This is a genomic window from Cyanobium sp. BA5m-21 (genome assembly GCF_024346235.1).
GTDB lineage: Bacteria > Cyanobacteriota > Cyanobacteriia > PCC-6307 > Cyanobiaceae > Cyanobium_A > Cyanobium_A usitatum.
Window position 1 is genome coordinate 1 of the sequence record NZ_JAGQCO010000063.1, and the last position, 9714, is coordinate 9714.

Below are 9714 nucleotides of genomic sequence, written 5' to 3' on the forward strand. Positions count from 1 at the left end.
GGGTTCATAATGGATAAACGGAGCTGCGCAATCAGCTTCCAGGCAGTCATCCCCTGCCTGCCACTGTTCACCCTCCGGAGAGGGTCACAGGACCTCCTGAGTTACACCACTCAGAGGGGCGCTACCCAGCCCGTGCATGGTCGCCACCTGATAGGGGCTGCCGAGCCAATGAAAGCTTGAATAAGGCCATCGGCTCAGGACAGTGCCTCGGAACGCACAGGACACGCGAACCTATTGTCCTTGCAGATGCTGCAGATATTGCGTTTATTTCGATTAAGATTCACTTGGCCTTCCCCTCCTCCTGTCCATGGCCGTCGCTCTCCCCAGCTCCATTGAGCCCGTGATCCCTACGGCTGAGGCGGCTGAGGCCGCAGGGGCGAGCTTGCGCGATCTCACCAGCTTCCGTGCCAGCCATGGCCTGCGCCAGGCCTGCCTCTCCCTAGACCTGGAGGATGGCCAGCGCGCATCCGTTCCCATCCCGCCCGCGGTGCTGGAGTTGCTGCAAGGAATCCTGGTTCAGATGGCCCAGGGCAATGCCGTCACGCTGGTGCCGGTGCACGCCGAACTCACGACCCAGCAGGCCGCTGATCTGCTGAATGTGTCGCGGCCCTTTCTGATCGAGCGGTTGGAGCAAGGGGAGATCCCCTTCCGTAAGGTCGGCACCCATCGGCGCATCCGCTTGGCCGACCTGATGGCCTACAAGCACGCCATCGATCAGCAGCGTGCCGCAGCCCTCGATGAGCTGGCTGCCCAGGCCCAGGAGCTGGGCATGGGCTACTGAGGTGAATCGCTTCACCGTCGTCTACGACGCTTGCGTTCTCTATCCCGCTCCACTCCGCGATCTGTTGATGCGCCTGGCGCTCACCGATCTCTACCGGGCTCGCTGGAGCAACCAGATTCACGACGAGTGGATCAACGCTGTGCTGCGGAACCGGTCTGATCTCTCCAGAGCGCAGTTGGAGCGAACCCGCGCGCTTATGAATGCTCACGTGCGTGATGCGCTTGTCGATGGTTATCAGCCCCTTATTCCAGCTCTGGAATTACCAGATCCGGATGACCGCCATGTTCTGGCTGCCGCCATCCAGTGCGGTGCCGATCTGATCCTCACCTTCAACCTGGGCGATTTCCCAGAGCACGCCCTGGCGAGTTATGGGCTTGGCGCCTGCCATCCCGATCCGTTTCTGCTGGATCAGTTGAACCTGGATGCCGAACGGGTCTGCATGGCGATGCGGCAGCACCGAGCGAGCCTCAAGAACCCACCAAAAACAGTCGAGGAGTACCTGGTAACCCTGGAGGAACAAGGGTTGAGCAGGTTCTCGCAGGCCGTGCGGCATTACGGCGCTGAGCTCTGAGCGCGTAGGCCATGGGCCAGCCGCTGCTCTGCCTTTGCGAAAGCGTCGTCCACCACGTCATCCCCGCACCAGCGGCTGTAGGCCGCCAGATGGGTTTCCACTGAGTGGCCCATGGCTGCTGCGACCACCTTGGGAGGCAGCTCGCAAGTGATGTGAGCGCGGTGGGCATAACCGTGGCGGCAAGAGTAGAGCACCAGTTTCTCGCCCTTCTCTTCATACTCTCGCCGTAGTTGCTGCCAGAGAGGACGCCGCCGCATATAGGTGCCAAGGTCCTCAGCGCCATGACCTGGTCGCATCGGCGGCATGCGGTCAGCTCGAAATGCTTTCTCGAGCTGCCAGGGCTTGGCCCATTCGTCACATGGCAGCAGTCGCAAAACCCTGGATCGGGTGCGACCTCGACTGGAAACCTTCTGGTAGGTGGTCCAGAGCTGCCCTTTCTGGATCTCCAGGTGTTGCAATTCTTCCGGCCGCAGACCGTAGGCAGCCATTAACTGAAACGCCAATCGCCAGCGCGGATCAGGTATGGCCTCTGCCAAATCCAGCACATGGCTGGCCTCAATGGGTGTTGTAATCCCCCGTTCTTCTCGCTTGCGGCCCACATAGATAGAGAGATCAAGCGGCGGTGCCCAGGATGAAGGTAAGCGTTCTGAATCGACGCCCCAACGTAAAAGTGCTGCCGTGAATTGAACCTGTAACTGACGGCCACGCGATCCTGGCCTGTCCTTCCAGGACTCAATCACGCCCTCCAGTAATTGTTTAGGTGAAATGGGTCGACGCTTTCCGCCAACTGCCTCGAGGATCACACCCATTCGCCGCCAGTAGAGCTGATCCCAGGTGCTCTGCTTGATAGCCCCACTGCTGAGTTTGTGATCTTTGAATCCTTGAATTAATTGAGGCCAGTTGATTGCTTCACTAACCGTCATTCCGACATGGCTCGATTCCTCCGTAGGAATTCGCGCATGAGTTTCGATGGCTAGATCAAGGGGTACGCCATCGCTGTAATCGGCATGAATAGCAAGAATGGCTGCATGAATGGCCTGCCGCTCAGAAGCGGCCCAATCAAATAGCAAAACCCGCTGCTGGCGTGCACCACCTGCGGCAGAAGCTGAGACGTTCAGCAGAACCCGCCCACGCATCTCAGAAACAGTCCAGCCACTGCGAGGTCCCAGATCCGAGGTGAGCGACAAGCGCAGCGCTGCTACCCAGCCACGGTCTTTGGCTGCCCGTGCTGGGCGAGAGGCAGTGGTGGCTTTTGGCACGGCTCTAGGAAATCAGGCACGCACGACACCCCTTGCAAGAGAATCTGCAAGAGAATCACCTTTTCAGCTTGGCACGCTCCGCCACTGCCCGCCATCGGCTGGCAGGGCAAAAGCCAGTGACAGCAATGGTTTTGAGCCAGTAAATCCAGTTATTGCAACCGGTCCGACGGACCCCATTTCACGAGCTTTGGGAGCACTAGGTCGCAGGTTCGAATCCTGTCGCCCCGATTGACTTTTCACCGATAGACCAAGGGAGATGCGCACAAAATGCGCACAATCTCCTGGGTTCTCGCCAGTTCCTCGACGGAAGCGAGAGCTCTTTGAGCCTGCTGCGTGAGAGCAAAAGGGCTCTGCAGAAGGCGAAAGAGGGGGGCTTGGCTTGGGCTTTGCCCGAGGGATCGCTTTGATCTCGGTTTTTTTCTGCCACCCCTGGTTTCAAGGCTCCCCTTCCGGCCAGCCAGCACCACCACGAGCCAGCGCCTAGTCATTTCCGGCACTACGACACCCAGGCAACCCCTGTTAAGAGCGCAGCTGCAACTGCCACAGGCGCCTGCAGGCCTTGGAAGCCACCAGAGAAGCCTTTATGGCCGGCGGCTGATCTCGGGTGCTCATCGCTCCCATACAGCTGTCCTGGGGCCGGGCAGGGATGGAGCAGGCCATCGCTTGGGCCTAGTGAAAGCAGCACGGCACCCGCCGGGGGTGCTGCTGGTGGAGTTCCTAGATGTGCCTTGGGACTTACCAAGAGAGCGCAGAGAGGGCTCCAGGCGTCGTCGGCTGTCCTGAACTTGCCACAGCTGCGCCGTGGCTGAGGTCAGACAGCCGCCGCCGCCCTCCGCCCCTGCCCTGGGGTGCGGGGATGGAGCGCAAGGGGGGCATGCCCGCGGCTGCGGTGCCAGATATTCCAGAAGGCTGGCTGATGATTGAGATGGGAGTGAAAGCCCTGGGCTTTGGTTATGCCCGTCCGACTGGATTTGGCCTGCGTCTGTCAGCAAAGATCCGTCAGATCGCTTGATGCAGCTGGCCTTGGCTGAGCCAATAATGCAATTGTACTGGTAGAATAAGGGCTGCGCCAAAGGCCCCAAGTCCATCGCCTGCGGTAATCCAATTCCCTGATCTCGCCAGCACTACCGCTCTTTTATTTGCGGTGTGTTGCCCCGATCAGTTGTCACCTCTGGCAGCTGATTCATGGATCTTTATCTCTCATCTAGCACTGAAATAGCCCCATCCCACTCGCTCGTGATCGCAGCCGGTGGTGGTCGTGATCTGGCCTGGCCCCAGCAGCGGGTTGCCGCTGAGCTGCTCGCCCGCAGCGGTGGCCGGCTGGTGCATCTGCTTCTCCATGGCGGCGCCCGCGGGGCCGATGCCGCCATTGGTCGCGCTGCCCAGCAGCTGGGTTGGTCAGCTCTCGTTATGCCCGCCCAGTGGGAGCGGCATGGGCGGGCCGCTGGGCCAATCCGTAATCGTGAGCTAATCGAGCAGGCCGTTGCCCGCGCTGTTACCCACAGCTCTCCTGGCTCTATCGCTTCGGTGCTGGTAGTCGCCTTCCCCGGTGGTGCCGGCACGGCCTCGCTGGTGCAGCAAGCCAGGCGCATGGCCTCGCGCTCTCCGGTGCCGATCTCCGTGGCTGAGGTCCGTGCATTGGCCGGGCCGCTGGCTATTCCCGCCGCCGCCCATTCCTGAAGCCTTCTGCGCCTGATGGCGCTCTCCGTCCCATTCATCCCCTCTCACCGTCATGGTCGTACTCACCCCCATTTCAGGCGCTGTCAGCGCTGTTTCAGCGGCAGCCCCCTCGGAATCAGGCCCTGCATGCTCCCTGCAGCGCTCCGGTTCCCTGTGGCAGCTGGGCAGCGAGGCCCAAGAGCTCACCACCGCCATCGGCCAGCTGGCCGAGCAGCTGGAAGCTGATGATCCCGAGCAGCGCGCTCTGGCCTTGGCTGAGCTGGAGGCCGCACTTCTGGCAGAAGAGGGCAATAAGCAGGCCCTCGCCGCTAAGGCCGATGCCACCTGCTGGGTGATCGAGCACCTGCGAGGTCAGGCCACCTACCGGAGCCAGCAAGCCAAGCGCCTCACCGATCTGGCCCGCTCTGATACCGCCCGGGCTGATGCGTTGGAGGAATCGCTGATCTTTGTCCTGACCCAGCTGCAGCCGGCGGCTACGCGTTTCTCCTTCTCCGATCACGAACTCAGCAGCCGCAAGTCCCAGGCCGTGGTGATCGACGACGAAGACGCCCTCGATCCCGAGTGGCTCACCTTCTCCACCACAAGCAAGCCCGACAAGAACGCCATCAAGGAAGCCCTTAAAACCGGCCGCCAGATCACCGGCGCCCAGCTGCTCAACCGCCGCTCCTGGCGCATCCACTGAGGGGCCAGGGGGGGCAGAGCCCCCCCCCCCTCGACATGGGTCTGCTGCAAGGGCGGGCCCATACCCCTTCCACTCAAATCACCTCTCACATCTCAGTATTCCCATGACCACCGCTGTCTTCTCCACCGAGCAGATCGCTGCCCTTTCCGCTCCTCTCGATCGCGCCAAGGTCCAAACCCGCAGCCAGGCCGGCCGCTCCCTGGCCTACCTGGAGGGTTGGCAGGCCATCGCAGAAGCCAATCGCATCTTTGGCTTTGACGGCTGGCAGCGCGAGACCATCGCCGTGCAGTGCGTCTCTGAGCGGGAGCGCACCCTGGGCAGCAGCAACCGTGCCGGCTGGGGTGTCACATACACCGCCCGGGTGCGCATCAGCGTCGGCGAGGTGATCCGAGAAGGCAGCGGCGCCGGCCACGGCATCGACGCCGACCTGGGCCAGGCCCATGAATCCGCCCTCAAGGAGGCCGAAACCGACGCCATGAAGCGAGCCCTGATGACCTTTGGCAATCCCTTTGGTCTGGCGCTCTACGACAAGCAGCAGCGAGAGGTCACCAGCTCAGCCACTCCGGCCTCCAAAGCCAACCCCAGCAGCAGGCCAGCAGAAGTGGCGCCTGGGCGCCAGCTCCAATCACCCGCGCAGCCAGAGGTAGACCCAAGCCTTGACCCGCTTGATCCAGGCACGATTCACCAGCTACACAGCACAATTCGCTCCCTGCCACGCCCGGCACTGGAAGGACTCACCAAGGCATTCCGCAAGCGGTTCCAGGTGCCGCCAGATGCACTCTCAATTGCTGATCGGATCTGCCAGCGCCGCCATCACGAATGGATTGAGGCCTTCCTTGTGCAACACCAGCAGCTGGTGGCCTGAGCCTCAGCGCTGCAGCAACCAGCGCAGCAGAGACAGACCAATGATCAGCCCGATGCCAGTGTTCCAGAGCCAGGACGGACGCTCGGCCAACCGTTGCAGCCAGGCCGGAAGCTGATCACGCCACTGCTCCATCGCAAGCACCGCCAGGAGCAGCAGGACCAGGGGGATGCCGATGGCCAAAACGAGTTCGCGAAGCATCGGCACCTCTCCTCTGACTGAACCGTATCCAGCTCCAAGCGCCGCGGCAGCAAAGCGCCTTCAATCGTGCTAGTACACGCGTACGCATTGGTCATGATTCATGGGTGTCCCTCTCCCCCGACCCGCAGCACTGCATGCCCGGCTTGATCTCCCGATCGAGGAGTGGTCCTACCTAGATGAGGCGGTGCTGCTCGAGACACGCAGCCGCAAGGCCTGCATGACCTGCCACTGGTTTAGGCACTACGCCGGGGTGAACTGCATCCCGATGCTCACCTGCCAACTGCATCAGGGACTAATCGCCCATGGCGAGCACCTCACCAGCCGCTGTCAGGGCTGGACCGATGACATGACCCGTCAGCGGGGCTGGGCGCCGGAGGTGGCCTGAGCAGGCCATGCACATCGGTGATCGCAAGCGTCCGCCGCTGTCTCCGCAAGAGGGCTGGATCAGCAATGGCCGCCAGGTGCTCCATTTCCAGCCCTGCCGCTACGACCGCTGGAGCCAGAGCCTGGAGGTGACATTTGGAGAGGTAATGCCCCGCGGAGAGCCACCGCTGCTGAAACATCGCAGGGAGCTGATGCGAAATGAGGCGATCAAGCTCTGGGCCCAGAAGCGCAGAGCCGGCTGGCAGGTCTGCGAGCCGCAGTGGAAGCCGCCACCACTGCGCAGGGCCTGAGCTGCTGCAGGCCACAAAGCAATCTCACCTTGCTCTGGTCTGCAGCCAGAAGCAATGCGTTTAAAAGCTGATTGTGCTCAGCCACTAGCTCAGCGATGCTGTGCTCATCAACCCAAGAGGCGCCCAACATGGACGACACGCCACCCCGCCAGGTTCCAGAAGCACGCTGACCGCAGGCCCCTGCTCCAACAGTCTTTATTTATTAGTGGGCGGGTCGTTCAGCCGGGCAAGAGAGCAGCATTCCCCAATGCAGCTCACCTTGTGCGCCTGACTGATCGACACTCCAGCCGCACCGCTACAGGTGCCCTCAGGAGGACCATCCGCCCCACACCTGGAATGCATGGCCCCAGGTGCCAACGTCAGCAGCTTCTTTTTCACTGCTATTGGAATGTTCACTTATCCATCACCCTCGAGCGCTGCTCGGGGTGATGGTTGTCTGAGGCTTTCGGTTAGCCCTTTTGCTCACCCGGTACTGGATTCACGAGCGCCAGTCGGCAACCGGGATAGAGCTCTTGGCCGCTATCCAGCGCCTCTTCTTTGCTGTTGGCTTCCATTTGGACGGTGGTGGTGCCGTCTTCTGTGTCGACAAGCAGGACGTACAACAGGCCCATGGGTTCGTAGGCAGTTGCCTTTGTCTTAGCCACGGGTCAGGGCATCGGCGCACCTGGGTGGATGGCCTGCATCAAAAAGCCTCAGGCCGTAGCCCAGGGCTGATGCTTGCAACTTCTGGCTCAAGGGGGGGGGTTAGCCCTTGCTGGGGGCTTACTTGCAAAGAGTCCTCTTCCCAGAGGTTCATACGATCGAGCCAGGCTTCTGATTGCTCGCTGCTCCAGCAGTTGAGCTTGCGGTTGATCCCCCGCATACATACCAACTCAACCCTTCGGCGCAGCTCACCGATAGTGAACGCCGCTAGAAAAAGCGAGGTGTTGTATCGGGCTGCGGCCATTGGCACCAGCCCGCTTCTTGGGCGCCTGTACTAGGTCGTCATCGACTCGCGCACCAACAAATCAGGCATGGCTCGCTCTAATCGTTGATAGGCATTCTGTCATCATCATCAGTTTCTTCTCTCCTTCAAAATAGATGAGTAGAATGTGAAAGAAGGATGGCCCGCGAAGTTGGCATGCAATTCTAATGAATAATCTTAACCCTATGATTTGCTGCTATCTACGACAACGCAATCTTTACCTTCGGCGTCGCACCACAATTTATAAATATTAAGAACGTTTGGACGAATGCCCGCTACAGGAACTTTCAAAAATCCTTGACGTTGCGCTGCCTCAAAAAGAATGCGCTCCTTTTTCGTTAGCCTATGAGGTATTTGACGACTTCCTATCCTTGATCGAGTCGATTTACCACGGCTTAATCTTTCTATGTCGTCCTTGGTTGGCTTGGACATGGAAAGCATCAAGTCGGGGCTAGCAGTGGCTAATCTGCAATCAATTGTTGGGTAGATAAAATATTACTTAGAAACGATGGTGCAAGGCTAAGGGAACCTCAGCAATGCAGCTGTAAAGTTGGATTAGAAACAGAACGGTAAAAACTGGGTACGGCAGGCTGCATAACCATCAACTAGTGCACCGAGACCAATTTGGTGGGCGATACCAAAGCCGGTGAGGCCTTCCACCACGATGCCGGTGACGATGCCAACCATGGCGGCGCGGCCGTTAAACAGTTCAACTTGCTTGAGCTGCTCCATGAGGGTCAGCTGTTCGGTGCTGTTATCAAGCGCTGGGTCGTTAGAAGGAGTGTTGGTCATGGCTTTTGGTGGCGGAATAGTCACTGGAAACCAGAAGAAGCAAGAACTAGAAGCTCAATCGGCAAGATCCGGCTGGTTGAGAGCACCGACAATCCAGGCACCGATAAGAACGATGGTGATTGCAGAAATTATCCAACCCTCTTAGCAAGGTCCGTAGGACGGCTCAGCACGTAGATCGTCATTGCCGAGAGCACAGCGGTGATCAGAGCAACGACCGAGATTGCAGCGGTGTAGTCGGTTTCCATGACGCTCAACCCAGACCAATTTGGGAAAGGATGCCCTGACCTGTCAGGAGCTCGGTACCAAGACCGATCACAAAGCCGAGCATGGCCAGACGGCCATTCCAGGTCTCGGCGAAGGCAACGAAACCAAAGCGGGGAGTGGACTCAGTCATGAGTGTTGCGGTTTGTTACGAGAACTGTAACGCAATGTGACTGGCTTGGGCGCTGTCGCAGGCGAGGGCTGCCAATCAATGGGCGACAGCCCTTCCCTTGCCGCTCAATCGGCCTGTCGGAAGGCCTTTACTGATACGACCTCCGGAGTGAGGGCCCAGAAGCCACGGGGTTGATCCGTTTCAGGGGCGCCATCGCCTTGATCCAGTCCGGAGGTGAGCTCGCTCCCCCCATGCCTGCATCAAAGAGAGCGACCCGGCTCGTTGAAGAGCAGGGCAAGGCTTCCGCCTAGATAGAGGACCACCAGCTCCAGCACGGAGATGTTCAGGCCAGCCGTGAAGATGTGCTGGTAGGCCGCCTTGGCCATCGTGCCTGCCAGGCCAGGGTGTCCAGAGGGTAAGGAGCCCCAGGATCGCCAGCTAGCTACCGATCAGCTCCGAGGAGCCGATCACCCCTGCGCTCTAGGGCCATCAGCGCCAGCAGCAGAACCAGCTGGGGAATGCCGATGATCAGTTAGGTCGGTGGACCCTTGCATTGTCCACCGGACAGTGCGTGATTAGCCGGGCTTATCGGTGTCATCAGCTTTGCTGTCGTCCAATTGCGCCTCTGGGTTGGGTGGCAATTGTGAACTGGTGTTACGTTCAGATGAGCGAGCGGTTCCCGCCCCGCATCTACTTACTGCTTTCCTGCAAAGCCTCACGGCTGCAGTCAGGCAAGCCCTTCCCCGAACGTTCTCATGACAACCACTATTCAGCAGCGCCAAGGCGCTTCTGCGTGGAACCAGTTTTGCGACTGGGTCACCTCCACCAACAACCGCCTCTATGTGGGCTGGTTCGGTGTGCTGATGATCCCCTGC

At 59.9% G+C, this 9714-nt stretch carries 16 protein-coding genes and 1 pseudogene; 9 read left to right on the plus strand and 8 right to left on the minus strand.

Annotated elements, in window-relative coordinates; genetic code table 11:
• Positions 1 to 307: 307 nt before the first annotated feature.
• On the plus strand, positions 308 to 781 hold the full coding sequence (locus tag KBY72_RS12975; protein WP_254993753.1) for a helix-turn-helix domain-containing protein: 474 nt from the start codon (positions 308 to 310) through the stop codon (positions 779 to 781).
• A 1-nt stretch (position 782) separates the two neighbouring features.
• The gene (locus KBY72_RS12980) at positions 783 to 1352 is read left to right on the plus strand and encodes a PIN domain-containing protein (protein WP_254993754.1); all 570 of its coding nucleotides are present in this window, start codon (positions 783 to 785) and stop codon (positions 1350 to 1352) included.
• Here KBY72_RS12980 and KBY72_RS12985 read toward each other — a convergent pair.
• Positions 1334 to 2488, minus strand: coding sequence for a hypothetical protein (locus tag KBY72_RS12985; protein WP_254993755.1), 1155 nt, complete (start codon positions 2486 to 2488; stop codon positions 1334 to 1336). The two genes, KBY72_RS12980 and KBY72_RS12985, sit on opposite strands and share 19 nt — an antisense overlap.
• A 979-nt stretch (positions 2489 to 3467) precedes the next feature.
• On the opposite strand from KBY72_RS12985, the gene KBY72_RS12990 reads away from it, so the two are divergent.
• The 4 genes from KBY72_RS12990 to KBY72_RS13005 all read left to right on the plus strand — a co-directional run bounded on the left by KBY72_RS12990 (position 3468) and on the right by KBY72_RS13005 (position 5838).
• Complete coding sequence (locus KBY72_RS12990; RefSeq protein ID WP_254993756.1) at positions 3468 to 3623, plus strand: hypothetical protein; 156 nt, start codon at positions 3468 to 3470, stop codon at positions 3621 to 3623.
• 224 nt (positions 3624 to 3847) lie between these two features.
• Complete coding sequence (locus KBY72_RS12995) at positions 3848 to 4291, plus strand: DUF2493 domain-containing protein (RefSeq protein ID WP_254962313.1); 444 nt, start codon at positions 3848 to 3850, stop codon at positions 4289 to 4291.
• A 52-nt stretch (positions 4292 to 4343) separates the two neighbouring features.
• A complete protein-coding gene (locus KBY72_RS13000; protein WP_254993757.1) occupies positions 4344 to 4973 on the plus strand; it encodes a siphovirus Gp157 family protein in 630 nt (209 codons plus the stop codon).
• Positions 4974 to 5076: 103 nt separating this feature from the next.
• Positions 5077 to 5838 carry an RAD52 family DNA repair protein gene (locus KBY72_RS13005; protein WP_254961809.1) on the plus strand — a complete coding sequence of 254 codons (762 nt, stop codon included), beginning with the start codon at positions 5077 to 5079 and terminating at the stop codon, positions 5836 to 5838.
• A gap of 3 nt (positions 5839 to 5841) precedes the next feature.
• On the opposite strand, the gene KBY72_RS13010 is transcribed toward KBY72_RS13005, so the two are convergent.
• Positions 5842 to 6036: a hypothetical protein gene (locus tag KBY72_RS13010; protein WP_106502577.1), complete on the minus strand. Its 195-nt coding sequence runs from the start codon at positions 6034 to 6036 to the stop codon at positions 5842 to 5844.
• Between the two features lie 100 nt (positions 6037 to 6136).
• Here KBY72_RS13010 and KBY72_RS13015 point away from each other — a divergent pair, with 100 nt between their 5' ends.
• Positions 6137 to 6421: a galactose oxidase gene (locus KBY72_RS13015; RefSeq protein ID WP_254993758.1), complete on the plus strand. Its 285-nt coding sequence runs from the start codon at positions 6137 to 6139 to the stop codon at positions 6419 to 6421.
• A 7-nt stretch (positions 6422 to 6428) separates the two neighbouring features.
• Positions 6429 to 6710, plus strand: a complete 282-nt coding sequence (locus KBY72_RS13020; protein WP_254993759.1) for a DUF1651 domain-containing protein — start codon at positions 6429 to 6431, stop codon at positions 6708 to 6710.
• Positions 6711 to 7159: 449 nt separating this feature from the next.
• On the opposite strand, the gene KBY72_RS13025 is transcribed toward KBY72_RS13020, so the two are convergent.
• From KBY72_RS13025 to KBY72_RS13050, 6 genes are all read right to left on the minus strand, one after another.
• Complete coding sequence (locus tag KBY72_RS13025; RefSeq protein WP_254993760.1) at positions 7160 to 7354, minus strand: hypothetical protein; 195 nt, start codon at positions 7352 to 7354, stop codon at positions 7160 to 7162.
• A 38-nt stretch (positions 7355 to 7392) separates the two neighbouring features.
• Positions 7393 to 7656, minus strand: coding sequence for a hypothetical protein (locus KBY72_RS13030; RefSeq protein ID WP_254993761.1), 264 nt, complete (start codon positions 7654 to 7656; stop codon positions 7393 to 7395).
• 201 nt (positions 7657 to 7857) lie between these two features.
• The gene (locus tag KBY72_RS13035) at positions 7858 to 8106 is read right to left on the minus strand and encodes a hypothetical protein (protein ID WP_254993762.1); all 249 of its coding nucleotides are present in this window, start codon (positions 8104 to 8106) and stop codon (positions 7858 to 7860) included.
• 123 nt (positions 8107 to 8229) lie between these two features.
• The gene (locus tag KBY72_RS13040; RefSeq protein ID WP_254993763.1) at positions 8230 to 8466 is read right to left on the minus strand and encodes a chlorophyll a/b-binding protein; all 237 of its coding nucleotides are present in this window, start codon (positions 8464 to 8466) and stop codon (positions 8230 to 8232) included.
• Between the two features lie 250 nt (positions 8467 to 8716).
• A complete protein-coding gene (locus KBY72_RS13045) occupies positions 8717 to 8860 on the minus strand; it encodes a chlorophyll a/b-binding protein (RefSeq protein WP_197149855.1) in 144 nt (47 codons plus the stop codon).
• 239 nt (positions 8861 to 9099) lie between these two features.
• The gene (locus KBY72_RS13050; protein WP_254993764.1) at positions 9100 to 9225 is read right to left on the minus strand and encodes a hypothetical protein; all 126 of its coding nucleotides are present in this window, start codon (positions 9223 to 9225) and stop codon (positions 9100 to 9102) included.
• 369 nt (positions 9226 to 9594) lie between these two features.
• Between KBY72_RS13050 and KBY72_RS13055 the strand changes: the two are divergent.
• A pseudogene (locus KBY72_RS13055) lies at positions 9595 to 9714 on the plus strand (photosystem II q(b) protein); the annotation flags it as partial.